Below are 25,193 nucleotides of genomic sequence, written 5' to 3' on the forward strand. Positions count from 1 at the left end.
TCCTGACGGACGATTGCACAAGGAATGTTTCACAATGACCGCACTACAGCTCCCCTGCACCATATTCAAAACCCAAAAGTGGATGGACGACTATGGCGCGAGTGATATGCGCTGCGGCGATCTGACCGAAGCACAGTTAAAATCACAGTATCGGCTGGATTACATTTCTGACCGGGTTGATCCCTGGAAGCTTACCCGGCGTTCCTCAATGGATCGTCCTCAATCCATGTTCTGCTGCAATTTGCGCGGCCAGGGTGAAAAGATCACTCGCCAGCAGTGTGCCGCAATGCTGTTTGATGAATTCCGCTCGTTATCCCGCAAATTTTCCCTGTACGGGCCGTACAGCCACCTGATCGAAAAGATGATCACCCACATGCAGAACGGCAACGGTATACCCTTTCGTGATACCTCGCTGGACCGGGCATTGAAAGAGCAGATTCTTAATGACGGGACAGACAACAGTACTTTTTTAAGAATTAAAAGGATTATTAGTAAAAATACAGATTGGAATAATAGATTTTACCCTTCCGAAATGAGGGGGGAAATAACAAGAATAATACTTGATAGCAAGTTACCTAAATTTTATAGGTTTCAGGATAATTATAACGGCATGGGTATTACGGTTCATGATACCTGGGCAACGCATATCACTATAAAATCACTGCACATCGATAATAACCGTTACCGGGCTGTCGTGCATTACAAGATACAGGATCACTTTGGCCTCGATAGCGACGATATACTGAAAACAAAATTCAGCCAGTTCCATTTATTCCGCATATGGTTTGTACTCCAGCGATACGATCAGTTTGGCTTTAAGCCATACATGACCAATATGGAAGCCACTGTAGAGATTACCGGGGGCCCTAATGAAAGCTAACTTAAAAAAAATCGCGGTGGCTCTTGTTATAACCAGCTGCGCGTTGACTGGCTACTTTTGGTGGTTGACCTCACGACCAGTCAAAATTATCGCTGTCCATCAGGAAGATAATTTTAGCGAGATTTTAGTAAAAAATTTCCCATTCACCGATAAAGGAAAGATAAATTGGTGGCTGGCAAATAAAGACTCATTGAAAATAAAATATAACATCCCCTGTCCTTCATCCTCTGGTAATTTTTATGTGAATTTTTGGGATTATGGCGAGGGATACAAAGAAAAAGGGAAGTATGACCGTCGCTGCTTTGATGACATGAATACCGTTAAAAATTGCATAGATAAAAATGCCGTTTTCTCTGTAGAGAATAATAGAAAAAAAGAAATATTATTTAGGGTGTACGATGGAAGATACCGTATGGAAAAAAACGGTAATAAAATAAAACTTAAAGACGAATAGTACCCCTCTCCCTCGCGTGGGGACAGCAATAAAATCATCCGCTCTACCCTAACTTTCACCAGCTCTGCGAAAGTAACAAAATGGCAGGGAGGCTATCCCGACGGGGAGAAAAGCGGCAACGCCTTACCGCCTGCCTCGACTCCTTTCAGTAAGGCGGTGACGTGCAAGGCGAACGTAACAAATGAGTGGTTTTTTAGCCCCATTAGCCCGCTATTCTCTGGACAGGGCATTGAAAGAACAGATAATTAGAGATATTTCCGAAAAAAAAGCACACGCATTTTGTTATCAAAAGCATTCAGAACAGGTACAGACTGTGAAAGAAAAAATTTTCCAGTTGAAAACAAGACCAGACTAAGAGATGCAATACTAAGTAGTAAGTTACCAAAGTTCGACAGATTCCAGGACCATTACAATGGTATGGGCATTACCGTTCACGATACCTGGGCTACACATATCACTATAAAATCACTGCATATTGATAATGATCGCTATCGGACAGTGGTACATTACAAGGTACAGGACCATTTTGGTTTGAATAGCGATGATATTTTGAAAAAAAATTTAGTCAGTTCCATTTTTTCCGTATCTGGTTCGTGCTCCAGCGATACAACCAGTTTGGCTTCAGGCCATTCATGACCAATATGGAAGCTACTGTAGAGATTACAGGTGAGCGCAATGAAATCTAAAATTAAAAAAGCGTTTTGTGCGTCATTACTTATTAGCTGCACCCTGCTGGTTTACCTCCTCTTGTTGTCGTTACGTCCCGTGGAGATCATAGCTGTTCACCAAAGACATAACTATAGCGATGTTTTAGTAAAGAACTTCCCTCTAACTGAACAAGGGAAAGTTAATTGGTGGTTGAAAAACAAAGAAATCCTCAAGAGCAGGTATAACATCCCAAGGCCGGCCCTGGATGGTTTTTTCACCATCATTTTTTGGGGGTTTGGTGATGGATATAAATAAACCTATGGGTATGACCGACTCTGTTTTAATGATATGAAACCGCCAGTAAATTGTATTGATAAAGATTCGCTCATTATGGTTAACAATAGCAGGAATACCGGCCTTTATTTCATTGTAGATAGCGGAACATATCGTATAAACGACAGTGGTAAGATGGTAAAAAAAATCAGATTAGAACGGCTCCACTCGCGCAGAGACAACAATAAAGTCTTCCGCTCCCTCCGCACCAACTATGCGAAGAAAGCACGAATGAGCGCCGGTCGCTATCACTTACATTTTCTCTATATGGCCACTACAGTCATCTGGTTGAAAAGATAATTGGCTATATGGATAACCCGTTATTGTCTGCCGTACACCTTATATCACTGGTGAGCGCATAAACCCTGTGCCTGACGCATATTGTTAAAGATGAATAGTTTTACAGGCGGCACCAGGCTAAAATCCCCCTTCTTTTCCTGCGGATAATTTTAAGGTTTTTATGCAAACTCTTCCTCCCTGCCCTGAATGCCACTCCGAATACAGCTGGCAGGATGGCGACCTGTTTAACTGTCCCGAATGCGGCCACGTCTGGTCTGGCAACACAGAAGTCACAGACGCGCTGGTGGTAAAAGACGCCAACGGCAATCTGCTGGCTGACGGCGACAGCGTGACGGTTATTAAAGACCTCAAGGTCAAAGGCAGCTCGACGCCTCTTAAGATCGGCACCAGAGTAAAAAGCATTCGCCTGGTGGAAGGCGATCATAATATCGACTGTAAAATTGACGGCTTTGGCCCGATGAAGCTGAAATCAGAATTCGTAAAGAAAAACTGATCCGGTTTTAACCTGCGGCGACGATCGGGGTACAGGCTGCGCAGTCTTCAGCTAAAGGCCGCAGCCTGTTCTGCCGTGATAAGCGCCTGCTTTTCTAACTGCATGGCGATTGAACGCGGTGAACGCTCACACAGGCCAGCCAGGTCGCTGACGGAATGGCCCTGCCGGAAAAGCGCTATCAACTCCTGTTTTTGCTCTTCAGACCAGGGAAGATAAGCGTTGCCTGGCCGCCCTTCCGCTCGATTCTTTTCCCGACGCTCTTCTGGCGTCAGCTTCACCTTTTCTTGCCGTTTTACAGCACTGAAATTCACGCTGCTGAACTCTTCAGCCAGAGCAAACAACAGCCTTATAGCCTCGGGTGTATGCACAACAGAAGCTGGCGGCAACAGCTCGCCTGTTTCCGGATGGATCCCTTTTGCCAACAGTCGGAAAATTTCACCTGCCATCATTTTCTCATCCTTGTGATAGCCTGCCCGACTTCAGGATCCAGCCGTGCAGTTTTTTAATCATGCTATGTCAGGTGGCTAAGCCCATTGCTGAATAGCGGATTCAAAAAAACTCAAATAAAATAAAATGTTGTCCCTGAGACGCGCACGGTTACTTTATTTTCAGATTAGGTAAACTCATTTACTTAACGGCTTTTAGAAAAATTCACTCGTCAACCTGTCTGGGATCCTGCAGGCTTGCCGCCGATTGCTCAGGAGCAGGTTATGCTACTTACTGTTTTTTATCTGATTGGGATCACCGCAGAAGCCATGACCGGCGCGCTGGCCGCTGGCCGCCGGAAAATGGATATGTTCGGCGTCATTATTATCGCTTCCGTTACCGCTATTGGCGGCGGATCCGTGCGCGATATGCTGCTTGGCCACTACCCGCTTGGCTGGGTAAAACACCCCGAATACATCGTCATTGTGGCGATGGCTGCCGTTATTACCACCCAGCTGGCGCCGCTGATGCCGCATTTGCGCAAGGTCTTCCTGGTGCTGGACGCGCTGGGCCTGGCCGTTTTCTCTATCATCGGCACCAAAGTGGCGCTGGATATGGGCCATGCCTCGATTATTGCGGCTATTAGTGCGGTGATTACCGGCGTCTTCGGCGGCGTGCTGCGCGATATGTTCTGCAACCGTATCCCGCTGGTTTTCCAGAAGGAGCTTTATGCCGGTATCGCCTTTGCTTCCGGCTGGCTCTATATCCTGCTGTTGAAAACGCCGGTATCCGACGAATTGGCCATCATCATCACGCTGCTGTTTGGCTTTCTGGCGCGCCTGCTGGCGTTGCGCTTCCGGCTGGGGCTGCCGGTATTTAACTATCCTCATGCCGATCACTAAAAGGTTCATCGCCTTGCCTCATCTGCATAAGCAATCAGCTGCTGCACCTGAGGGTGATGCAGAAAACGCACGATTTGCCCGGCCAGCGTTTTACCTATGCCTGGTAGCTGCTGCCATGCCTCTTCCCGTCGGGCCAGTAGCGTTGACCAGTCGTTATCTTCAATAGCGTTCAGGGCACCTTCCGGTACAGGAACGCCCAGGGCTTTTACCCAACGCCTGAAGGGCTGCCGTCGGCTTAGCGAGAATTGGTGGTAAAGCCAGTCTGCGCGGGCGGGCGTGAGGTCAGCAATTTTCCGCAGATCTTCCTGAGTCAGCGCAAGCCAGGAAAATAGATGGGTCAGCTGCCCGGCCTGCATCAGGCGCTGCCAGCTGCTACGGCTGACGCCGGTCATCGCCAGCGCCTGTCTGCCGCTTGCCCAGACAAGGCGGGCCAGAAACTGCTCGCGACAGGCAGGCGTATAGTCAAAACAGCTCAGAGCATGAAAAGCATCAGCATCCGGTACGGGCGGCCTGTCCCGTTTTTGTACCCGCCAGATGACCTCGTCAAGCCTGGGGATGCCCTGACCCGCCAGGCTAATGGCGACCCTGTCGCCCGGCACGATATCCAGCGCCTGCCAGCGTTTAAGCGAGCCAATATTGACCCGGCTGACTTTTTTATCATCCAGCTGTACGGGTAACAGATTTAGTACCGCGCCTGTTTTTCCCGTCCGCCCAATGGGGAAATCGACTGAGCGAACCTCTGCGCTCACTTTCAGCGGCGTATATTTCCAGGCTGCTGACCAGGTATTATCGCCGGGTAGCCAGTAAGCGCCCTTTACTGGCGTACCGTGGATCACCACACCATCCGTAACAAAGGGCAGAGGCTGATGAAACCAGCGTTCGCGCCAGTCGGCGACTTCATCAGCGTTGGCAACAGGCTTGCTCCAGGCTTCCATAATGCTGAAGCCCGCCTTGCTTAACTGCTGTAAGCGCTGCGGCATCTTTTCCGGTCCGTCCGGCCAGGCCCAGATAAATATGCCCAGCTGTGCCAATAGCGGCGAGCTCTCATTACGCCGCATTGCACCAGCCACGACGGCGCGGGCATTAACGCCACCCTGGCTGGCCTGCTGGTGATCGGTCATCTTCAGATAAAGCTCGCCCTGCAAAACCAGGGGATCGTCATCCAGCGTTATCTGCTGCGGAATAGCGGGAATATGGCGCGCTTTTTCCGTCCAGTCTTCCCCTCGCAGCCCGTCGCCGCGACTGATTACCCGCACAAGTTTTCCATACCGATACAAGAGCGTCACGGCAATACCGTCCAGTTTTGGCTGGACCCACAGCGGTTGCTTTCCCACCATCCAGCGCGCTACCGCCTTTCTGTCCGGCAGCTTTTTGACGCCAACATGCGCCACCGGATGCCGTACCTTGCCGCTTTTCGCCAGCGCCGGCGAACGAGAGTCGCTTTCAGGCCGGAAGCAGCGCTGCCAGTCATGATACGTTTTCTCTAAGGCATCATAGCGTTCATCCTCAACCAGGCTGATGCCTTGCTCATAGTAGGCGCGATCCCAGTCGCTCAGCTGTTTTTCCAGCGCTGCCATCTCCAGTTCTGCCCGGGCGGGTGACCAGACGGGGCAAAAAGCCTGCGCAATGGCCCCCCCTCCCAGCCCGAACATTATTACTATGCTTCGCATCGTCACACTCCCTTGTTGCTCTGCTTCGCTTATTAAATCGGCAAAATCAGAACATGGCGATAGCGTAAGATTGCTTATGGAAAACATATCGAAAAGTTTTCCTCCTAGCATGAAACCTGTCATCAGTACCGCGAGCCATCTTCCAGATTTAGAGAAAAAACGCGGCAGAACAGCCGAAACGCTGCATCCTGGCCTTCACCCGTGTATACTGTGCAGGAAGTAAACTCCGACTGGCATAGCAAGAAATCATCATGGCTCAAGGCACACTTTTTATTGTTTCAGCACCAAGCGGCGCGGGTAAATCCAGCCTGATTAACGCGCTGCTAAAGACGCAACCGCTGTATGACACTCAGGTGTCCATCTCCCATACCACCAGGGGCGTGCGTCCGGGTGAGAATCACGGCGAACACTATTATTTTGTAAACCATGACGAATTTCGTCGTATGATCGAAGAAGATGCCTTTCTGGAGCATGCCGAAGTGTTCGGCAATTATTACGGCACGTCACGCAGGGCGATCGAGCAGGTGCTCTCAACCGGCGTGGATGTCTTTTTAGATATTGACTGGCAGGGCGCGCAGCAAATCCGTCAGAAAATGCCGCAGGCACGCAGCATTTTTGTTTTACCGCCGTCAAAAGACGAGCTGGATCGCCGCCTGCGCGGGCGCGGTCAGGACAGCGAAGAGGTCATTGCCCGACGTATGGCGCAGGCCGTCGCGGAAATGAGCCACTATGCGGAGTACGACTACCTTATTGTGAACGATGATTTCGATCTGGCGCTGTCCGATTTGAAAACCATTATTCGCGCCGAGCGTCTGCGAATGGGCCGTCAAAAATCCCGTCATGATGCTTTAATCAGCAAACTGTTGGCAGACTGAGGACAACTCAGTATGATGCCCAGTCATTTCGTCAACCGTGGAGTATCACACTTATGGCACGCGTAACCGTACAGGACGCAGTAGAAAAAATTGGTAACCGTTTTGACCTGGTTCTGGTCGCCGCTCGTCGCGCTCGCCAGATGCAGGTTGGCGGCAAAGATCCGCTGGTTCCGGAAGAAAACGACAAGTCTACCGTTATCGCGCTGCGCGAGATCGAAGAAGGTCTGATCACCAACCAGATTCTGGATGTCCGTGATCGTCAGGAACAGCAGGAGCAGGAAGCCGCAGAACTGCAGGCTGTTACCGCTATCGCTGAAGGTCGTCGTTAATCATCAGCCGGAAGGCTCGCCCTTGTATCTGTTTGAAAGTCTCAATCAACTGATTGAAAAATACTTGCCTGAGGACCAGATAAAGCGCCTCAAGCAAGCTTACCTTGTCGCACGTGATGCTCACGAGGGACAGACTCGCTCCAGCGGTGAGCCTTACATTACCCATCCGGTTGCTGTCGCCTGTATTCTGGCGGAGATGAAGCTCGACCATGAAACGCTCATGGCCGCGCTTCTGCATGATGTCATCGAGGATACTCCCGCCACCTATCAGGATATGGAACAGCTGTTCGGTAAGAACGTGGCTGAACTGGTGGAGGGGGTTTCCAAGCTAGACAAGCTGAAATTCCGCGATAAGAAAGAGGCGCAGGCCGAAAACTTTCGCAAAATGATCATGGCGATGGTGCAGGATATCCGCGTCATTCTGATCAAGCTGGCTGACCGCACGCATAACATGCGCACGCTGGGATCGCTGCGTCCGGATAAGCGTCGTCGTATCGCGCTGGAAACGCTGGAGATCTACAGTCCGCTGGCGCATCGCCTGGGTATTCATCACCTGAAAACCGAGCTGGAAGAGCTGGGTTTCGAGGCGCTCTATCCCAACCGCTACCGCGTTATCAAAGAGGTAGTGAAAGCGGCGCGCGGCAACCGCAAAGAGATGATCCAGAAAATCCTTGCGGAGATTGACGGTCGTCTGCAGGAAGCCGGCATTCCGTGTCGCGTCAGCGGCAGGGAAAAACACCTCTATTCCATCTACTGCAAAATGCACCTGAAAGAGCAGCGCTTCCATTCCATTATGGATATCTATGCCTTCAGGGTCATCGTTCACGACGTGGATACCTGTTACCGGGTGCTGGGCCAGATGCACAGCCTCTATAAGCCTCGTCCGGGCCGGGTGAAAGACTACATCGCTATCCCCAAGGCCAACGGCTATCAGTCGCTGCACACTTCGATGATCGGCCCGCATGGCGTACCGGTTGAAGTGCAGATCCGTACGGAAGATATGGATCAGATGGCAGAGATGGGCGTCGCGGCGCACTGGGCCTATAAAGAGCAGGGCGAAAGCAGTACCACTGCGCAAATCCGCGCCCAGCGTTGGTTGCAAAGCCTGCTGGAGCTGCAGCAGAGCGCGGGCAGCTCCTTTGAATTTATCGAAAGCGTAAAATCGGATCTTTTCCCGGACGAGATTTACGTTTTCACGCCGGAAGGCCGCATCGTCGAACTGCCTGCGGGCGCGACGCCGGTTGACTTCGCCTATGCGGTGCACACCGATATCGGTCATGCCTGCGTGGGCGCGCGTGTCGATCGCCAGCCCTACCCGCTTTCCCAGCCGCTGACCAGCGGTCAGACCGTTGAAATCATTACGGCACCGGGCGCGCGGCCTAACGCCGCCTGGCTGAACTTCGTGGTCAGCTCCAAAGCGCGCGCCAAAATCCGTCAGCTGTTGAAAAACCTCAAGCGCGACGACTCTGTCAGCCTTGGCCGTCGCCTGCTGAATCATGCGCTGGGCGGCAGCCGCAAGCTGGCCGAGATTTCGCCGGAGAGTATTCAGCACGAGCTGGAACGCATGAAGCTGGCGACGCTGGACGATCTGCTGGCAGAGATTGGCCTGGGCAACGCTATGAGCGTGGTGGTGGCGAAAAACCTGCAGCAGAGCGACCAGCCTGCGCCGGTGGTTTCCAGTACGCCATCGCGCGGCAAGCTGCCGATCAAAGGCGCCGACGGCGTGCTGATCACCTTTGCCAAGTGCTGCCGCCCTATTCCCGGCGATCCTATTGTGGCGCATGTCAGCCCCGGCAAAGGTCTGGTAGTGCACCATGAATCCTGCCGGAATATCCGCGGCTACCAGAAAGAGCCAGAGAAGTTTATGGCGGTAGAGTGGGATAAGGTTACCGAGCAGGAGTTTGTGGCGGAGATCAAGGTGGATATGTTTAACCACCAGGGCGCGCTGGCAAACCTGACGGCGGCCATCAACACTGCCGGATCGAATATCCAGAGCCTGAACACGGAAGAGAAAGATGGCCGGGTTTACAGCGCCTTTATCCGTCTGACGGCACGCGATCGCGTACATCTGGCGAATATTATGCGCAAAATCCGCGTAATGCCTGACGTGATTAAAGTTCACCGCAACCGAAACTAGCGCATGAATGCTCAACGTTTTGCCCGTATCCGTGAAATGCTGGCTGCCCGCCAGCACGATTTAACCGTCTGCATGGAGCTGGTGCACAAACCGCATAACGTCTCTGCGGTGATCCGCACGGCAGATGCGGTTGGCGTGCATGAAGTCCATGCGGTCTGGCCGGGCAGCCGGATGCGTACCATGGCCTCTGCCGCCGCCGGAAGCAACAGCTGGGTGCAGGTGAAAACGCATCCGACTATTGCTGATGCGGTCACGCATCTTAAAGGCCAGGGAATGCAGATCCTGGCTACGCATCTTTCTGATAAAGCAGTAGATTTCCGCAAAATCGATTATACCCGCCCGACCTGCGTGTTGATGGGTCAGGAAAAAACCGGTATCACCCAACAGGCGCTTGAACTGGCTGACCAGGAGATCGTTATTCCGATGGTCGGCATGGTGCAGTCGCTGAACGTCTCCGTAGCTTCAGCGCTGATCCTCTATGAAGCACAGCGCCAGCGCCAGAACGCAGGCATGTATCAGCGTCAGGAGAGTCTGCTTTCCTATAGCGAACAGCAGCGCCTGCTGTTTGAAGGCGGCTATCCCGTTCTGGCCAGGGTCGCCAAACATAAAGGCTTACCTTATCCGCAAATTAGCGAAACGGGCGAAGTAATTGCCGATCCCGACTGGTGGGCCACCATGCAGGCATCGGTACGTAAAAAATGACGGGCCGCCTGATGGATGCCATCCCGCTCAGCACGCTTGCCGGCGTTGGCGCAAGCCAGGCTGGCAAGCTGGCGAAGCTCGGGCTGACCACCGTGCAGGATCTGCTGCTTCATCTGCCGCTTCGTTACGAAGACCGCACCCAGCTTTACGCTATTAACGACCTCCTGCCTGACATCTACGCCACGGTAGAGGGCGAAGTGCTGCAAAGCGATATCTCCTTTGGCCGCCGCCGCATGCTGACCTGTCAAATCAGCGACGGCACCGGCATCCTGACGCTGCGCTTTTTCAACTTTAACGCCGGCATGAAAAACAGCCTGGCGCCCGGTCGGCGTGTAACCGCCTATGGCGAAATAAAGCGCGGCCAGCGCGGCGCCGAAATTATTCACCCTGAGTATCGCGTTCAGGGCGATAACAGCGTGGTGGAGCTACAGGAAACGCTGACGCCGGTCTACTCCACGACCGAAGGGATCCGCCAGGCGACGCTGCGCAATTTGACCGATCAGGCGCTGAAGCTGCTGGATACCTGTCCTGTCGCCGAACTTCTGCCGTCGGAGCTGAGCCAGGGCATGATCAGCCTGCCGGATGCGCTGCGGATGCTGCACAGGCCGCCACCCGATACGGCGCTGGTGGATCTGGAAAACGGCAGGCATCCGGCGCAGCGTCGCCTGATTATGGAAGAGCTGCTGGCGCACAATCTCAGTATGCTGGCCGTTCGCGCCGGCGCGCAGCGCTATCGTGCTTTAGCTATGCCGGCTCGCCATGAGCTGAGCGACAGGCTGCTGGCTGCCTTGCCGTTTAAGCCGACCAACGCCCAGGCGCGCGTCGTGCAGGAAATAGAGCACGACCTGGCGCAAAGCTACCCCATGATGCGCCTGGTGCAGGGTGACGTAGGATCGGGCAAAACGCTGGTGGCCGCGCTGACCGCCCTGAACGCGATCGCCTGGGGCAAACAGGTGGCGCTGATGGCGCCAACCGAGCTGCTGGCCGAACAGCACGCCAATAACTTCCGCCAGTGGTTTGCGCCGCTGGGGATTGAAGTTGGCTGGCTGGCTGGCAAGCAGAAAGGCAAGGCGCGCCTGGCGCAGCAGGATGCCATCGCCAGCGGTCAGGTATCGATGATTGTCGGCACCCACGCGATTTTTCAGGAACAGGTGCGGTTTAACGGCCTGGCGCTGGTGATTATTGACGAGCAGCACCGCTTTGGCGTCCACCAGCGGCTGGCGCTGTGGGAAAAAGGCTTGCAGCAGGGTTTCCATCCTCATCAGCTGATTATGACCGCGACGCCGATCCCGCGTACGCTGGCGATGACTGCCTATGCGGACCTGGAAACCTCCACCATCGACGAGCTGCCGCCGGGCCGTACACCGGTCACTACCGTCGCCATTCCCGATACGCGGCGGGCCGATATTATTACCCGCGTGCAGAACGCCTGTAGCGGCGAAGGTCGCCAGGCCTACTGGGTCTGTACGCTGATTGAAGAATCGGAACAGCTGGAAGCCCAGGCCGCCGAAGCCACCTGGGAAGAGCTGAAGCTGGCGCTGCCAGAGCTGAACGTCGGGCTGGTGCACGGCAGGATGAAACCCACCGAGAAGCAGGCGGTGATGCAGGCGTTCAAACAGGGCGAGGTTGACCTGCTGGTCGCTACCACGGTCATCGAAGTTGGCGTGGATGTGCCTAATGCCAGCCTGATGATCATCGAAAACCCGGAAAGGCTTGGCCTGGCGCAGCTGCACCAGCTGCGGGGGCGCGTTGGTCGCGGCTCGGTTGCCTCCCACTGCGTGCTGCTTTATAAAGCGCCGCTGAGCAAAACGGCGCAGAAACGCTTACAGGTTCTGCGCGACAGCAACGACGGCTTCGTGATTGCGCAATGCGATCTGGAAATCCGTGGTCCTGGCGAGCTGCTGGGTACGCGTCAGACAGGCAACGCCGAATTCAGGGTGGCCGATCTGGTACGCGATGGCGCGATGATCCCGGAAGTGCAGCGCGTCGCCCGCCATATTCATCAGCACTATCCTGAACAGGCGCAGGCGCTGATTGAACGCTGGATGCCGGAAACCGAGCGCTATACCAACGCCTGACCTCCGGTAGCCTGCTGTCTTTCCTCCTGCGCTCCGGCTACCTACCGCTAAAGGCAGCCATCGCGGCGACCGCTTCGTTAACCGGCTGTTCGCCGCTGGTTAACTCGATTATCACCCTTTTCACCTCTGGCTGCTCAATCAGCGAATGCAGCACGGCGGCCACATCATCGCGCGGGACGGTGCCGTAAGGAATGGCCAACCCGGCGTTGACTTTTCCCGTGCCCGCTTCGTTAACCAGCGTGCCGGGCCGCAGGATCACCCAGTCCAGCGAGGTCGCAGAAAGCATCACGTCGGCCTGTTTTTTTACCTGCATATAATGCTCAAAGCCCGGCGAAGGTGCCTTGCCCCTTCCGGCATCAGGAAAAGCGGAAACCAGCAGAAAACGCTGAATACCTGCCAGCCTGGCGGCTTCGGCAGCGAAGCGCGCGCCGCGACCGTCAATGCCATCGGTGAAATCTACGCCAGCGCCTGCTGCGCCTGCGGAGAACACCACGGCATCGCAGCCCTGCATCGCCGCCGCCAGCCTTTCGCTACTGGTGTTCATCAGGTCGATATTCACCGGTTTTACGCCATCGGCCTCCAGCGCCTCTTTTTGACTGTTCCGACGATGCAGCCCCGTGATCTGATGGCCCGCATTGGCCAGCCGTTTTCTGAGACGTCGCCCCACGCCACCCGTTGCGCCAATAATAAATACGTTCATTGTTTGCTTCCTTTTTTCTGGCCCGCAGGCGCGATGATTAAGCTTAGTGAATAGTGGTTCGCTTTGCCGTCCGGCGTTTAGCCGATGCTGTTGGCAATCGTTTGCTTTTACCGTAGAGAAGCTTAAAATCGCCACTTTGTTCGCCACGGAACTCCTGAGCATGTCCGCTAATCTTTCTGAAGCCAGCCGCAGCGCAGCGCCCGCTGCAAAAAGTGAATTAATTTACCGCCTTGAAGATCGCCCCCCGCTGCCGCAGACGCTGTTTGCTGCCTGCCAGCATTTGCTGGCAATGTTTGTCGCGGTTATCACGCCCGCGCTGTTGATCTGCCAGGCTTTGGGCCTGCCCGCTGAGGACACGCAGCATATTATCAGCATGTCGCTGTTCGCCTCCGGGGTTGCCTCGGTGCTGCAAATAAAAACCTGGGGCCCGATAGGATCGGGACTGCTGTCGATTCAGGGCACCAGCTTTAACTTTGTGACGCCGCTGATCATGGGCGGCATGGCGTTGAAAAACGGCGGCGCGGATGTGCCGACTATGATGGCTGCCCTGTTCGGCACGCTGATGCTGGCTTCCGTTACCGAAATGGCGCTTTCCCGCGTGCTGCATCTGGCGCGCCGTGTAATTACGCCGCTGGTTTCCGGCATCGTGGTAATGATTATCGGCCTGTCGCTGATCCAGGTCGGCCTGACCTCTATCGGCGGCGGTTTTGCCGCCATGAGCAATCACACCTTTGGCGCGCCAAAGAACCTGCTGCTGGCCGGCGCGGTGCTGCTGGTGATTATTTTGCTGAACCGCCAGCGTAATCCTTATTTACGCGTGGCCTCGCTGGTGATAGCCATGGCCGTCGGCTATCTGCTGGCCTGGCTGATGGATATGCTCCCCGCCGGAACCGCCGCAACGAACCAGCCGCTGATTGCCGTGCCACAGCCTTTCTATTACGGGCTGGGCATCGACTGGAATTTACTGATCCCACTGATGCTGGTGTTTATGGTGACCTCGCTGGAAACCATCGGCGATATTACCGCAACTTCCGACGTTTCCGAACAGCCGGTCAGCGGTCCGCTCTATATGAAGCGGCTGAAAGGCGGCGTGCTGGCGAACGGCCTGAACTCGTGCGTCTCGGCACTGTTTAATACCTTTCCCAACTCCTGTTTTGGTCAAAACAACGGCGTGATCCAGCTGACCGGCGTCGCCAGCCGCTACGTTGGCTTCGTGGTCGCGCTGATGCTGATCGTACTGGGGCTTTTCCCGGCGGTCAGCGGCTTTGTGCAGCATATTCCTGAACCGGTGCTGGGTGGCGCGACCATCGTTATGTTCGGCACGATTGCGGCCTCGGGCGTGCGCATCGTCTCGCGCGAGCCGCTGAATCGTCGGGCGATTATGATTATTGCGCTGTCGCTGGCGGTAGGGCTGGGCGTTTCACAACAGCCGCTGATCCTGCAATTCGCACCGGCATGGCTGAAAACGCTGCTCTCTTCCGGCATCGCCGCCGGCGGCATTACCGCTATCATCCTGAATCTGCTTTTCCCTCAGGAGAAATAGCGTAAACGGCAGAGGGCAAAGCGCCTTCTGCCGTCTTCCCAGGGTTGAGCTTCGCGCATAAATCAGGCATAACACCCCTTATTGCAAGCGCACAGGGATAGCTCATGAAATTTGTTGGAAAAATTCTTCTTTCGCTGCTGGTTATCCTGCTGGCATTGGTCATTATGTCGTATCTACTGCTGCAAACTCGCTGGGGAGCCAGCTGGCTCAGCCGCACCGTCAGCCAGCACAGCGCTTATCAGCTGGCAGTCGGCCAGCTGGAGCATAATTTTTCCGCGCCATCGCATCTCATCCTTCATGACGTTTCGTTCGGCCATAAAACCCGACCAGCCATCCTGGTGGCAAAAAGTGTCGATTTAGGGTTGAGCGCCGGGCAGTTTTCACAGCCTCTGCATTTTGCCAGCGTTTTGCTTAGCCAGGGTACGCTAAGAATTACCAGTAAAACCAGCCAGCTGCCTCTTTCCGCAGAGCGTTTGCAGCTGAGCGACATGGCAGTCAGCAGCCATCACGATATGCTGCCTCTCGAGGCTCGGCACGTAAACGGCGGCGTGATGCCCTGGCAGCCCGAGGCGATAAGCTTTATCGGTAATAATGCCAGCTTCCAGTTCAGCGCTGGCTCGCTGACGTTTAAAGATATTCCTGCCAGCAATGTGCTGATTGAAGGCCGCATCAGGTCAAAACAGCTGGTGCTGAGTAATATGGGCGCCGACGTGGCACGCGGGTCGGTGACGGCCAGCGCGCAGCGTGACGAGCAGGGCAGCTGGCAGGTCAGCACGCTAAGGCTGAACAATCTGCGTCTGCAGAGCAGCAAAACGCTTGCCGAATTTCTACAGCCTCTGTTAACGCTGCCCGCCGTGCATTTCGAGCGAGTGGATGTAACCGATGCCCGACTGGAAGGCCAGAACTGGGCGGTGACCGATCTTAATCTGGCGTTGAAAAATATAACGCTGCGCGACGGCGACTGGGAAAGCGAGGACGGCTCGCTGTCGATGAATGCCAGCAGCTTTGTGAACGGCGCGCTGCTGCTGAACGATCCTATCGTTAATATGACCTTCTCACCGCAGGGCGCGGCGCTGACGCAGTTCAGCTCCCGCTGGGTTAACGGGCTGATCCGTGCGTCAGGTAACTGGACGCGCAGCGATAAAAAGCTGACGCTGGATGATGTGGTTATCGCCGGGCTGGAGTACACGCTGCCGCCAGCCTGGCGGGCGTTCTGGCTGAGCCGTTTACCGGCGTGGTTGCAAACCCTGGAAGTGACAAAGCTGAACGTCAGCCATAACCTGATTATTGATATCGACCCGAATTTTCCTTTCCAGCTGACCTCGCTCGACGGCAACGGTAGCAACCTGCTGCTGGCGCGCGATCGGGAATGGGGCATCTGGGGCGGTAACCTGAGCTTTAACGCGGCGGAAGCGACCTTTAACCGTGTGGATCTGCGTCATCCTTCTCTCGCCCTGACGGCGGACAGCAATGCCATCAACGTCACGGAGATGAGCGCGTTTCCCCGCAGCGGCATTCTCAAAGGGCTGGCAACGGTTTCGCAGCAGCCGCAGCGCGCTTTTTCGCTGTCGCTGCACGGCCGTGACATGCCGCTGAATCTGTTGCAGGACTGGGGATGGCCAGCGGTACCCCTGACCGAAAACGGCGAGCTGACGCTGAAGATGCAGGGCAGCCTGATGAAAGACGCGCCGCTGAAGCCTTCCGTTAACGGCACGCTTTCCGCTATTGCTGGCGATAAGTCAGTCCAGCAGACCGTGCAGGCAGGTAATCTCAGCAACAGGTAAAATGCTGCCCGCAGGCGGACTATATGATTAACCCGTATTCGCAACGTAGCGCGGTTAATGTATAGTCCGCTTTTTTACGGAGGAACCATGCTGACCAACTCATCCATTCGTCTCAATAAATACATTAGCGAGAGCGGTATCTGTTCTCGTCGCGATGCCGATCGCTATATCGAACAGGGAAATGTCTTTATTAACGGCAAGCGGGCCGCCGTTGGCGCGCAGGTTTTTGCCGGTGACGTGGTGAAAGTGAACGGTCAGCTTATCGAGCCGCGCGATGAGGAAGATCTGGTATTTATCGCCCTGAATAAACCCGTGGGCATTATCACCACCATGGAAGAAGGCGAACGGGATAATATCAGCGACTTCGTTAACCACAGCAAGCGGGTTTTCCCTGTTGGCCGCCTGGATAAAGATTCGCAGGGCCTGATTTTTCTGACCAATCACGGCGATCTGGTGAATAAGATCCTGCGTGCCGGCAATAACCACGAAAAAGAGTACGTGGTCACGGTAAACAAGCTGGTGACGGATGAGTTTATTGAGGGCATGAGCGCTGGCGTGCCGATGCTGGGCACGGTGACGCTGAAGTGCAAGGTGCAAAAGGAAGCGCCGTTTGTTTTCCGCATTACGCTGGTGCAGGGGCTTAACCGCCAGATCCGCCGCATGTGCAAGCACTTTGGCTACGAGGTCACCAAGCTCGAACGCACGCGCATTATGAACGTCAGCCTGAAAGGCCTGCCGCTGGGCGAGTGGCGCGATCTGACCGACGACGAGCTGACCGAGCTGTTCGGCCTGATTGAGGATTCCTCATCCGAAGCAAAACCCGCCAAAAAAGCGCAGGCGAAAGCGAAGCCCGCCGCCGCGAAAAAACCGGCCATTGGCGGGCAGAAAAGCGGTAAGGAAGGCGCGAAGACGCCGGGCAACCTGGCCTCCCGCAAACGCTTTACCCAGCCGGGCCGCAAGAAAAAAGGCCGTTAAGGCATATTCGATCCGGCTGGCTCCAGCGGGCCATCCGGATCGGCAGGAAGCACAATATAGACGCCTTCAAATACCGCCCCGCACTCTTCATTGCCAAACAGCTCGACTTCCAGCTGAACGCGCGCCTTGCGTCCCCGGGCCAGCCTGTCCAGATCGCCGCTCAGCGAGCCTAAGTCCGCTACCGCGCCTGGCCTGCCGCTGATGGGGTGGCTGTAGCGGATATGCGCATCGGCCAGGATAATGGTGCCGCCTAAATGTCGCTCGCGCAGCAGCAGCCAAATCAGCCCCCAGCCGGTCAGCGTCGCCAGCGAAAACAGGCTGCCGGCGAACAGCGTATGGTGAGGATTCTGGTTGCCGGTTTCCGGCATCGTGGTGATAAATTTTTGCCCGGTATACTGCAGGATACGCACGCCCATTTTTTCGCTGAGCGGGATATGCTCGTACCAGGCCTGCTGCAACTGCCCGCACCAGTCGGCACGATGCAGAATATCGTCCAGCGTGATCACCGGCTTAATCATTAAAAAATGACGAACCGGCGTCGTCTGTGGCACGGTGATTTCGCCCTGATTGACGTAGCCAAGCTTGGCGAAAAACTCGACGGCGTCTTCACGGGCGCTGCACACTACCCGCTTGGCCCCTTCCTGACGCGCCACCGACTCCAGCGTCATCGCGACCAGCGTGCCCAATCCTTTGCCCTGCACCGCAGGATGCACGGCCAGAAAGCGAATGGCCGCCTCGTTATCCGCGTTGATATAAAGGCGCCCTGCGGCAACCGGCGCGCCGTTTTCATCCACCACCATTTGGTGATGCGCAAAGGCATCCCAGGCGTCGCGCTCCGATCCCTTGGGCTGGCGAAGCGGTTTGCGCAGCATTTCCCAGCGAAACTGGTAGTAGATATCCAGCTCTTCTGCGGTTTCAGGTACACGAAGATGATACATAAAGTGATTCTCTTTTTCCGGGGCGCCCGTTAGCCTTTCCGACCGTTTCATACCTGGAGCCAGAACGTCACCGGCCCGTCGTTAACCAGCGATACCTGCATATCCGCCGCAAAGCGGCCCGTCTCGGCGACAAGGCCTGTTTCGCGGCAGCAGGCGACAAAGTGCTCATATAACTGCTCAGCCTCCGCTGGCGCCGCGCCGCCCGAAAAGCTCGGGCGCATGCCTTTTTGCGTGTCGGCCGCCAGCGTAAACTGCGAGACTACCAGCACGCTGCCGCCAGCCTGCTGCACGTTAAGATTCATCTTGCCGTTCTCATCGCTGAAGATGCGATAGCCCAACACGCGGTCGCACAGCCGCTGCGCTTTTTGCTCGTCGTCGCCTTTTTCCACGCCCAGTAAGATTAGCAATCCCGGCCCGATTTCACCGATGGTCTGACCGGCTACCGTCACGCTCGCGCTCAGCGCTCGTTGAATTAAGGCAATCATTCTCTTCCTTTTCTTCTTCCTGTTTAAGCTGGCGATAGTCGCCGAGAGAGGCGGTGATCTCTGCGCCCAGCAGGACAATACACCATGTCCAGTAAACCCAGAGAAACAGAATGGGGATAACCGCCAGCACGCCATAGATAAGCTGATATGAAGGGAACATCGTAACATAGAGCGCAAAGCCTTTTTTCCCCAGCTCAAACAGCAGCCCCGCCACCAGCGCGCCGACCAGCGCATCTTTCCCCGGCACCTGCCGCGTTGGCACAATGCTGTAGAGCAGCCAGAAAGCCAGCCAGGAGAGCAGCAGCGGAAAAATACGCAGCCCGTAGTCAATCAGGCCGCTGACGCCGCTGACTGAAGCCCAGCGCAGCGACAGCAGATAAGAGCTGATTGCCAGGCTGGCACCCGCCAGCAGCGGGCCAAGCGTCAGGATCATCCAGTAGACGGCAAAAGAGTAAACGAGGGGCCTTTTGCGCTTGCTGCGCCAGATGACATTTAGCGCACTGTCGATGGAGTACATCAGCAGCAGCGCCGTCACCACCAGCCCGCAGGCGCCCACCGCCGTCATTTTATTGACGTTGGCGACAAACTGTTCCAGATAGCTTTGAACTACCGTGCCGGACGCCGGCACAAAGTTCTGAAAAATAAACAGCTTGAGCTGCCTGCTGACGTCGGCGAAGGCCGGGAAGGCGGCGAACAGCGCAAATACCACCGCCACCAGCGGCACCAGCGACAGCAGCGACACATAGGCAAGATGCCCCGCCAGCAGCGTCATGCCATCTTCATCAATACGCTGCCAAAGCAGTTTTACCCAGCGCCAGGTTGCCCGCAGGCGATGTCGATAATGGTTAATCGGCCGCATTAGCGAAAAAGGCCGGTATGGTGGTCGCATCAAAAACGGGTACGCTCTGAATGCCCAGCGCCTGCGCCGCGTCGATATTTTCCTGATTGTCGTCAAAGAAAATAGCCTGGTTGGCGGTAAAGCCCTCCTCGCTCAGCACCTGCTGATAGATACGCGCTTCCGGTTTGCGCATCCCCATCTCCTGGGAAAGATAGAGCTTGTCCGCCGCGCTTTGCACTTCGGGATACTGCGACGGCCAGAAACGCTGATGCAGCCGGTTGGTGTTAGACAGGATAACGACCCGATCGCCGCGCGCGCGCAGTCCGTTCATGATACGGATGGTATCCGCCCTGACGCCGACAAAAACGGCCTGCCAGCCTGCGGTGAACTGTTCAAAGCTTAGCGCCAGACCCAGCTCGTCGCACAGCTGTTCGGCAAAATCCTCGTCGCTGATTTCTCCTCGTTCATGGCGATGAAAGCTTTCTCCCATCGTAAAACGGCTTTGCAGCGTGGCCAAAGGCACGCGTCCCAGATCGCTCCAGACGCCCAGAACCCGGTTGAAATCAATATCAACAATGACGTTACCTAAATCAAAGATATACAGCATGGCCATCTCCATTTGTTCCGGTAAGGTATTCACTCTAGCGGTAAAAAGAGAAGCTGAACAGGGCAGGATTTTGAAATCTGGAAGGAAGGTTCCACAGGCGAAAAAAACAGGGCCGGAAAGATCCGGCCCTGTATTACAGCTTAAAAAAAGCGATTAGGCTTCTTTGCTGCCGCGTGATGCGCGTTTACGATCGTTTTCAGTCAGGTGACGTTTACGAATACGTACGGACAGCGGAGTCACTTCCACCAGCTCGTCGTCATCGATAAATTCAATCGCCTGCTCAAGCGTCATCTTGATAGCCGGCACCAGCGTGGTCGCTTCGTCAGTACCGGAAGCACGCATGTTGGTCAGTTTCTTACCGGTCAGACAGTTCACGGTCAGGTCGTTAGAACGGCTATGAATACCGATAATCTGGCCTTCATAAACTTCTGCGCCGTGACCCAGGAACAGCTTGCCACGATCCTGCAGGCTGAACAGGGCGAAGGCTACCGCTTTACCCTGGCCGTTAGAGATCAGCACGCCGTTCTGGCGCTGGCCCACTTCGCCCGGACGAATGTCGTCGTAGTGGCTGAAGGTGGAGTACAGCAGACCGGTACCGGAAGTCATGGTCATGAATTCGTTACGGAAGCCGATCAGGCCACGGCTTGGGATCACGTAGTCAAGACGTACGCGGCCTTTGCCATCCGGATCCATGTTTTTCATGTCCGCTTTACGTTCGCCCATCGCCTGCATCACAGAGCCCTGATGCTGCTCTTCGATATCCAGGGTGACGTTCTCGAACGGCTCCTGCTTACGACCGTCAATTTCGCGGAAGATAACTTTTGGACGGGATACCGCCAGCTCAAAGCCTTCACGACGCATGTTTTCGATCAGTACGGACAGGTGCAGTTCACCACGGCCGGAAACGCGGAATGCATCGGCGTCTTCGGTCTCTTCCACGCGCAGCGCAACGTTGTGCACCAGCTCTTTACGCAGACGATCCAGGATCTGACGAGAAGTAACGAACTTACCTTCTTTACCGCAGAACGGCGAGGTGTTGACGTTAAAGAACATGGTAACGGTTGGCTCATCAACGCTCAGCGCTGGCAGCGCTTCCACATTCTGTGGGTCACAGATGGTGTCGGAGATGTTCAGCTCGCCCAGGCCGGTGATAGCGATGATATCGCCCGCTTCCGCTTCGGTCGCGTCGATACGCTCCAGACCCAGGTGAGTCAGAACCTTGCCGACTTTACCGTTACGGGTTTTGCCTTCGCTGTCGACGATGGTGACCTGCTGGTTCGGCTTCACTTTGCCGCGCTTGATGCGGCCGATGCCGATAACGCCAACATAGTTGTTGTAGTCCAGCTGCGAGATCTGCATCTGGAACGGCGCTTCCATTTCTACCTGTGGAGGAGAAACGTGCTGCACAATGGCTTCATACAGCGGGGTCATGTCTTCTGCCATGTCGCTGTGGTCAAGACCAGCAATACCGTTCAGAGCAGAAGCGTAGATAACAGGGAAGTCGAGCTGCTCGTCGGTCGCGTCCAGGTTAACGAACAGGTCAAAGACCTGATCCACAACCCAGTCAGGACGTGCGCCAGGGCGGTCAACCTTGTTGATGACCACGATCGGCTTCAGACCATTAGCAAACGCTTTTTTGGTCACGAAGCGGGTTTGCGGCATAGGGCCATCCATTGCATCCACAACCAGCAGCACCGAGTCGACCATAGACATCACGCGCTCTACCTCGCCGCCGAAGTCGGCGTGTCCCGGGGTATCCACGATGTTGATACGATAGTCGTTCCATTTAATGGCGGTGTTTTTTGCGAGGATGGTAATCCCACGCTCTTTCTCCAAATCGTTGGAGTCCATTACGCGTTCGGTTGCTTCGGTGCGGGCGTCAAAGGTCCCGGACTGCTGCAGCAACTTATCAACCAGGGTAGTTTTACCATGGTCAACGTGGGCAATAATGGCGATGTTACGCAAATTTTCGATCACAGCTTTGCCTCAGGCATTAGAAATAGCGCGCTATTGTACACGGATTAATCGAAGAGCTGAACAGGATCACAGTTTTCAATTAAAGATAACTTTCGGGATTGCTTTCGGGGCCGTTTCCGGTGCAAAAAACACCCTTTATCAGAAAAATGCACTATTATTGTGCATTGACCGCACGCAAAAGCACCATAATGGTGCGCGACTTCCATCATGGTGCAGCTCCCGTTTCACGAGAGGGCGCATCATAGCGCTTTTTTCATCAATTAAGAAAGTTGGCATAGTTTTCGCTTTAATTATAACAAGCGAAAGAGGCCAGTTTCTACAACGGTTGCTAAGCAGTCAGAGAACATAATTATCGGTCGGCTGGGCGAGATAAGCAAAGCGCACCGCGAAAGTTCTCTAACCGACGACCATGACAAATCCAGGAGAGTTAAGTATGTCCGCTGAACACGTTCTGTCGATGATGAACGAGCATGAAGTCAAATTTGTTGACCTGCGCTTCACAGACACCAAAGGTAAAGAGCAGCACGTTACCATTCCTGCTCACCAGGTTAACGCTGACTTCTTCGAAGAAGGCAAAATGTTTGACGGCTCCTCCATCGGCGGCTGGAAAGGCATTAACGAATCCGACATGGTGCTGATGCCGGACGCGACCACTGCGGTCCTGGATCCTTTCTTTGAAGACTCTACGCTTATCATCCGTTGTGACATCCTTGAGCCAGGCACCATGCAGGGCTACGATCGCGACCCACGTTCTATCGCCAAGCGCGCCGAAGATTTCCTGCGTTCTTCCGGCATTGCTGATACCGTACTGTTTGGCCCGGAGCCAGAATTCTTCCTGTTTGACGATGTGCGTTTCGGCGCGACCACCTCCGGCTCTCACGTGGCTATCGACGATATCGAAGCGGCATGGAACACCGGTAAAGAATATGAAGGCGGCAACAAAGGCCACCGTCCGGGCCTGAAAGGCGGTTATTTCCCGGTGCCACCGGTCGACTCTTCACAGGACATCCGTTCTGCTATGTGTCTGACCATGGAGCAAATGGGTCTGGTTGTTGAAGCTCATCACCACGAAGTGGCGACCGCAGGTCAGAACGAAGTGGCCACCCGCTTTAACACCATGACCAAAAAAGCCGACGAAATTCAGATCTACAAGTATGTCGTGCACAACGTGGCGCACGCTTTCGGCAAAACCGCGACCTTTATGCCAAAACCCATCTTTGGCGATAACGGTTCCGGTATGCACTGCCATATGTCCCTGTCCAAAGGCGGCACCAACCTGTTCGCTGGCGACAAATACGGCGGCCTGTCTGAAACTGCCCTGTTCTACATCGGCGGTGTGATCAAGCACGCTAAAGCGATCAACGCCCTGTCTAACCCGACTACCAACTCCTACAAGCGTCTGGTGCCGGGCTACGAAGCGCCGGTTATGCTGGCCTACTCTGCCCGTAACCGTTCCGCCTCTATCCGTATTCCAGTGGTTGCCAGCCCGAAAGCGCGCCGTATTGAAGCCCGCTTCCCGGATCCAGCCGCTAACCCATATCTGTGCTTCGCTGCGCTGCTGATGGCAGGCCTGGACGGCATCATCAACAAGATCCATCCTGGCGACGCAATGGACAAAAACCTGTACGACCTGCCGCCGGAAGAAGAAGCGGAAATTCCAAAAGTAGCCGGCTCGCTGGAAGAGGCGCTGAACGCGCTGAACGAAGACCGTGAGTTCCTGACTCGTGGCGGCGTGTTCACTGACGACACCATTGATGCTTATATCGACCTGCGCAAAGCTGAAATGGATCGCGTTCGCATGACGCCGCACCCGGTCGAGTTCGAACTGTACTACAGCGTTTAGTTTCTGGCTCCGGCGACTCGTCGCGTTAAAGCGGCTACGGCAGGCTCAGTGATTCGGGTGAACACGGGCCGCAGCGTAACGAGCGCCGGAGATATTGTTGCCGTGGAAATTTTTAGCCCATCTCCGGATGGGCTTTTTTCGCCGTGGGCGCCGCGCGCAGAGAGACGAATTTCAGGTTCCATGACTATAATGCACTAAAATGGTGCAGGAGACCGCTGTTATGGCAACAGGCACGCAGCCCGATGCCGGGCAGATCCTCAACTCGCTGATTAACAGCATACTGCTGGTCGACAGCGAACTGGTGGTGCATTACGCCAATCCCGCCGCTCAGCAACTGCTGGCGCAAAGCTCCCGCAAGCTCTTTGGCACGCCGTTGCCGGATCTGATGGGCTATTTTTCTCTGAACATCGGAGTAATGCGCGAGAGTCTCAATGCCGGTCAGGGGTTTACCGACAGCGAGGTTACGCTGGTCGTCGACAGTCGTGCGCATATTATGTCTTTAACGGCGCAGCTGCTGCCGGACGGGCTAATCCTGCTGGAAATGGCGCCAATGGACAATCAGCGTCGCCTCAGCCAGGAACAGATCCAACATGCTCAACAGGTCGCCGCACGGGATTTAGTGCGTGGGCTGGCGCATGAAATTAAAAATCCGTTAGGGGGATTACGCGGCGCGGCGCAGCTGTTGGCAAAAGCCCTGCCCGATCCGGCCTTAACGGAATATACCAAAGTCATTATTGAACAGGCCGATCGCCTGCGTAACCTGGTGGATCGCCTGCTTGGCCCGCAGCAGCCGGGTATGCACGTCACGCAAAGCATCCATCAGGTCGCCGAGCGCGTGGTTAACCTTGTCTCGATGGAGCTGCCCGATAACGTTACGCTAATCAGAGATTACGACCCCAGCCTGCCGGAGCTGCCGCATGATCCGGATCAAATCGAACAGGTGCTGCTGAACGTAGTGCGTAACGCGCTACAGGCGCTGGGAGAAAAAGGCGGTGCCATTACGCTGCGCACCCGCACCGCATTCCAGCTGACGCTGCACGGCGTCCGCTATCGCCTGGTGGCCCGTATCGATATTGAAGATAACGGCCCCGGCATTCCGGCTCAGCTACAGGATACGCTGTTTTATCCGATGGTGAGCGGCCGCGAAGGCGGCACCGGTTTAGGCCTGTCGATTGCCCGCAGCCTGATCGATCAGCATTCGGGAAAAATAGAATTTAACAGTTGGCCTGGCCACACCGAGTTTTCCGTTTATTTGCCTATTCGCCAGTGAGGTTTC

General features: G+C 55.1%; 22 protein-coding genes and 2 pseudogenes. 16 read left to right on the forward strand and 8 right to left on the reverse strand.

Annotation, left to right across the window (positions count from 1 at the left end; translation table 11 throughout):
* Window positions 1-34: 34 nt before the first annotated feature.
* The 5 genes and pseudogenes from EGK14_RS18855 (at window position 35) to EGK14_RS18875 (ending at window position 3,108) form a co-directional block, all read left to right on the forward strand.
* Window positions 35-880, forward strand: a complete 846-nt coding sequence (locus EGK14_RS18855; RefSeq protein ID WP_125290625.1) for a YPO3983 family protein — start codon at window positions 35-37, stop codon at window positions 878-880.
* Entirely contained in the window at window positions 870-1,334 is a 465-nt protein-coding gene (locus EGK14_RS18860; protein WP_125290626.1) for a DUF943 family protein, read from the forward strand. The genes EGK14_RS18855 and EGK14_RS18860 overlap by 11 nt, the downstream gene beginning before the upstream one ends.
* 199 nt (window positions 1,335-1,533) lie before the next feature.
* Window positions 1,534-2,020, forward strand: a pseudogene (locus tag EGK14_RS18865) (YPO3983 family protein); the annotation flags it as partial.
* Window positions 2,010-2,468, forward strand: a pseudogene (locus EGK14_RS18870) (DUF943 family protein); the annotation flags it as partial. The pseudogenes EGK14_RS18865 and EGK14_RS18870, both read left to right, overlap by 11 nt.
* A gap of 307 nt (window positions 2,469-2,775) precedes the next feature.
* Window positions 2,776-3,108 carry a zinc ribbon domain-containing protein YjdM gene (locus tag EGK14_RS18875; protein ID WP_125290627.1) on the forward strand — a complete coding sequence of 111 codons (333 nt, stop codon included), beginning with the start codon at window positions 2,776-2,778 and terminating at the stop codon, window positions 3,106-3,108.
* A 47-nt stretch (window positions 3,109-3,155) separates the two neighbouring features.
* Here the strand turns inward: EGK14_RS18875 and EGK14_RS18880 are convergent, their stop codons facing one another.
* Window positions 3,156-3,557 (reverse strand): hypothetical protein, encoded by a 402-nt coding sequence (locus tag EGK14_RS18880; protein WP_125290628.1) that lies wholly within the window; start codon window positions 3,555-3,557, stop codon window positions 3,156-3,158.
* Window positions 3,558-3,818: 261 nt separating this feature from the next.
* Here EGK14_RS18880 and EGK14_RS18885 point away from each other — a divergent pair, with 261 nt between their 5' ends.
* Window positions 3,819-4,436 carry a trimeric intracellular cation channel family protein gene (locus EGK14_RS18885; RefSeq protein ID WP_125290629.1) on the forward strand — a complete coding sequence of 206 codons (618 nt, stop codon included), beginning with the start codon at window positions 3,819-3,821 and terminating at the stop codon, window positions 4,434-4,436.
* Between the two features lie 5 nt (window positions 4,437-4,441).
* Here EGK14_RS18885 and ligB read toward each other — a convergent pair whose 3' ends face one another.
* Window positions 4,442-6,106, reverse strand: coding sequence for an NAD-dependent DNA ligase LigB (gene ligB, locus EGK14_RS18890; RefSeq protein ID WP_125290630.1), 1,665 nt, complete (start codon window positions 6,104-6,106; stop codon window positions 4,442-4,444).
* 251 nt (window positions 6,107-6,357) lie between these two features.
* On the opposite strand from ligB, the gene gmk reads away from it, so the two are divergent.
* From gmk to recG, 5 genes are read left to right on the forward strand one after another with little or no spacing between them, the layout of a single operon-like run.
* Window positions 6,358-6,981, forward strand: coding sequence for a guanylate kinase (gene gmk / locus EGK14_RS18895; protein ID WP_125290631.1), 624 nt, complete (start codon window positions 6,358-6,360; stop codon window positions 6,979-6,981).
* A gap of 53 nt (window positions 6,982-7,034) precedes the next feature.
* Complete coding sequence (gene rpoZ / locus EGK14_RS18900) at window positions 7,035-7,310, forward strand: DNA-directed RNA polymerase subunit omega (protein WP_016191359.1); 276 nt, start codon at window positions 7,035-7,037, stop codon at window positions 7,308-7,310.
* A gap of 22 nt (window positions 7,311-7,332) precedes the next feature.
* Window positions 7,333-9,447, forward strand: coding sequence for a bifunctional GTP diphosphokinase/guanosine-3',5'-bis pyrophosphate 3'-pyrophosphohydrolase (spoT, locus tag EGK14_RS18905; protein ID WP_125290632.1), 2,115 nt, complete (start codon window positions 7,333-7,335; stop codon window positions 9,445-9,447).
* A gap of 3 nt (window positions 9,448-9,450) precedes the next feature.
* Entirely contained in the window at window positions 9,451-10,149 is a 699-nt protein-coding gene (gene trmH, locus EGK14_RS18910; RefSeq protein WP_125290633.1) for a tRNA (guanosine(18)-2'-O)-methyltransferase TrmH, read from the forward strand.
* Window positions 10,146-12,227: an ATP-dependent DNA helicase RecG gene (gene recG / locus EGK14_RS18915; RefSeq protein ID WP_125290634.1), complete on the forward strand. Its 2,082-nt coding sequence runs from the start codon at window positions 10,146-10,148 to the stop codon at window positions 12,225-12,227. The genes trmH and recG overlap by 4 nt, the downstream gene beginning before the upstream one ends.
* Before the next feature lie 37 nt (window positions 12,228-12,264).
* On the opposite strand, the gene EGK14_RS18920 is transcribed toward recG, so the two are convergent.
* Window positions 12,265-12,927 (reverse strand): SDR family oxidoreductase, encoded by a 663-nt coding sequence (locus tag EGK14_RS18920; RefSeq protein WP_125290636.1) that lies wholly within the window; start codon window positions 12,925-12,927, stop codon window positions 12,265-12,267.
* 160 nt (window positions 12,928-13,087) lie between these two features.
* Here EGK14_RS18920 and EGK14_RS18925 point away from each other — a divergent pair, with 160 nt between their 5' ends.
* The 3 genes from EGK14_RS18925 to rluF all read left to right on the forward strand — a co-directional run bounded on the left by EGK14_RS18925 (window position 13,088) and on the right by rluF (window position 17,229).
* On the forward strand, window positions 13,088-14,470 hold the full coding sequence (locus EGK14_RS18925) for an NCS2 family protein (protein WP_125290638.1): 1,383 nt from the start codon (window positions 13,088-13,090) through the stop codon (window positions 14,468-14,470).
* A 104-nt stretch (window positions 14,471-14,574) separates the two neighbouring features.
* Window positions 14,575-16,254, forward strand: a complete 1,680-nt coding sequence (locus EGK14_RS18930; protein ID WP_125290639.1) for an AsmA family protein — start codon at window positions 14,575-14,577, stop codon at window positions 16,252-16,254.
* Between the two features lie 87 nt (window positions 16,255-16,341).
* Entirely contained in the window at window positions 16,342-17,229 is an 888-nt protein-coding gene (rluF, locus tag EGK14_RS18935; RefSeq protein ID WP_125290641.1) for a 23S rRNA pseudouridine(2604) synthase RluF, read from the forward strand.
* Here the strand turns inward: rluF and fabY are convergent.
* The 5 genes from fabY to typA all read right to left on the reverse strand — a co-directional run bounded on the left by fabY (window position 17,226) and on the right by typA (window position 22,074).
* Entirely contained in the window at window positions 17,226-18,167 is a 942-nt protein-coding gene (gene fabY, locus EGK14_RS18940) for a fatty acid biosynthesis protein FabY (protein WP_125290670.1), read from the reverse strand. The two genes, rluF and fabY, sit on opposite strands and share 4 nt — an antisense overlap.
* Before the next feature lie 47 nt (window positions 18,168-18,214).
* Complete coding sequence (gene dtd, locus EGK14_RS18945; protein ID WP_125290643.1) at window positions 18,215-18,652, reverse strand: D-aminoacyl-tRNA deacylase; 438 nt, start codon at window positions 18,650-18,652, stop codon at window positions 18,215-18,217.
* A complete protein-coding gene (locus EGK14_RS18950; protein WP_125290644.1) occupies window positions 18,588-19,511 on the reverse strand; it encodes a virulence factor BrkB family protein in 924 nt (307 codons plus the stop codon). Before EGK14_RS18950 ends, dtd begins: the two co-directional genes overlap by 65 nt.
* A complete protein-coding gene (gene yihX, locus EGK14_RS18955; RefSeq protein ID WP_125290645.1) occupies window positions 19,498-20,097 on the reverse strand; it encodes a glucose-1-phosphatase in 600 nt (199 codons plus the stop codon). The genes EGK14_RS18950 and yihX overlap by 14 nt, the downstream gene beginning before the upstream one ends.
* Window positions 20,098-20,250: 153 nt before the next feature.
* The gene (gene typA / locus EGK14_RS18960) at window positions 20,251-22,074 is read right to left on the reverse strand and encodes a ribosome-dependent GTPase TypA (protein WP_125290646.1); all 1,824 of its coding nucleotides are present in this window, start codon (window positions 22,072-22,074) and stop codon (window positions 20,251-20,253) included.
* A gap of 433 nt (window positions 22,075-22,507) precedes the next feature.
* Here typA and glnA point away from each other — a divergent pair, with 433 nt between their 5' ends.
* A complete protein-coding gene (gene glnA / locus EGK14_RS18965; protein WP_125290648.1) occupies window positions 22,508-23,917 on the forward strand; it encodes a glutamate--ammonia ligase in 1,410 nt (469 codons plus the stop codon).
* A 220-nt stretch (window positions 23,918-24,137) separates the two neighbouring features.
* Window positions 24,138-25,187 carry a nitrogen regulation protein NR(II) gene (glnL, locus tag EGK14_RS18970; protein WP_125290650.1) on the forward strand — a complete coding sequence of 350 codons (1,050 nt, stop codon included), beginning with the start codon at window positions 24,138-24,140 and terminating at the stop codon, window positions 25,185-25,187.
* The last annotated feature ends 6 nt before the right edge of the window (window positions 25,188-25,193 follow it).

This window comes from Erwinia sp. 198 (genome assembly GCF_003937915.1).
Classification (GTDB): Bacteria; Pseudomonadota; Gammaproteobacteria; order Enterobacterales; family Enterobacteriaceae; genus Erwinia; species Erwinia aeris.

What these genes read in the sequence shown, in the direction of transcription:
- EGK14_RS18855 (WP_125290625.1), top strand. Translation starts at nt 35, where the DNA reads ATGACCGCACTACAGCTCCCCTGCACCATATTCAAAACCCAAAAGTGG.
- EGK14_RS18860 (WP_125290626.1), top strand. Translation starts at nt 870, where the DNA reads ATGAAAGCTAACTTAAAAAAAATCGCGGTGGCTCTTGTTATAACCAGC.
- EGK14_RS18875 (WP_125290627.1), top strand. Translation starts at nt 2,776, where the DNA reads ATGCAAACTCTTCCTCCCTGCCCTGAATGCCACTCCGAATACAGCTGG.
- EGK14_RS18880 (WP_125290628.1), bottom strand. Translation starts at nt 3,557, where the DNA reads ATGATGGCAGGTGAAATTTTCCGACTGTTGGCAAAAGGGATCCATCCG.
- EGK14_RS18885 (WP_125290629.1), top strand. Translation starts at nt 3,819, where the DNA reads ATGCTACTTACTGTTTTTTATCTGATTGGGATCACCGCAGAAGCCATG.
- ligB (WP_125290630.1), bottom strand. Translation starts at nt 6,106, where the DNA reads ATGCGAAGCATAGTAATAATGTTCGGGCTGGGAGGGGGGGCCATTGCG.
- gmk (WP_125290631.1), top strand. Translation starts at nt 6,358, where the DNA reads ATGGCTCAAGGCACACTTTTTATTGTTTCAGCACCAAGCGGCGCGGGT.
- rpoZ (WP_016191359.1), top strand. Translation starts at nt 7,035, where the DNA reads ATGGCACGCGTAACCGTACAGGACGCAGTAGAAAAAATTGGTAACCGT.
- trmH (WP_125290633.1), top strand. Translation starts at nt 9,451, where the DNA reads ATGAATGCTCAACGTTTTGCCCGTATCCGTGAAATGCTGGCTGCCCGC.
- recG (WP_125290634.1), top strand. Translation starts at nt 10,146, where the DNA reads ATGACGGGCCGCCTGATGGATGCCATCCCGCTCAGCACGCTTGCCGGC.
- EGK14_RS18920 (WP_125290636.1), bottom strand. Translation starts at nt 12,927, where the DNA reads ATGAACGTATTTATTATTGGCGCAACGGGTGGCGTGGGGCGACGTCTC.
- EGK14_RS18925 (WP_125290638.1), top strand. Translation starts at nt 13,088, where the DNA reads ATGTCCGCTAATCTTTCTGAAGCCAGCCGCAGCGCAGCGCCCGCTGCA.
- EGK14_RS18930 (WP_125290639.1), top strand. Translation starts at nt 14,575, where the DNA reads ATGAAATTTGTTGGAAAAATTCTTCTTTCGCTGCTGGTTATCCTGCTG.
- rluF (WP_125290641.1), top strand. Translation starts at nt 16,342, where the DNA reads ATGCTGACCAACTCATCCATTCGTCTCAATAAATACATTAGCGAGAGC.
- fabY (WP_125290670.1), bottom strand. Translation starts at nt 18,167, where the DNA reads ATGTATCATCTTCGTGTACCTGAAACCGCAGAAGAGCTGGATATCTAC.
- dtd (WP_125290643.1), bottom strand. Translation starts at nt 18,652, where the DNA reads ATGATTGCCTTAATTCAACGAGCGCTGAGCGCGAGCGTGACGGTAGCC.
- EGK14_RS18950 (WP_125290644.1), bottom strand. Translation starts at nt 19,511, where the DNA reads ATGCGGCCGATTAACCATTATCGACATCGCCTGCGGGCAACCTGGCGC.
- yihX (WP_125290645.1), bottom strand. Translation starts at nt 20,097, where the DNA reads ATGCTGTATATCTTTGATTTAGGTAACGTCATTGTTGATATTGATTTC.
- glnA (WP_125290648.1), top strand. Translation starts at nt 22,508, where the DNA reads ATGTCCGCTGAACACGTTCTGTCGATGATGAACGAGCATGAAGTCAAA.
- glnL (WP_125290650.1), top strand. Translation starts at nt 24,138, where the DNA reads ATGGCAACAGGCACGCAGCCCGATGCCGGGCAGATCCTCAACTCGCTG.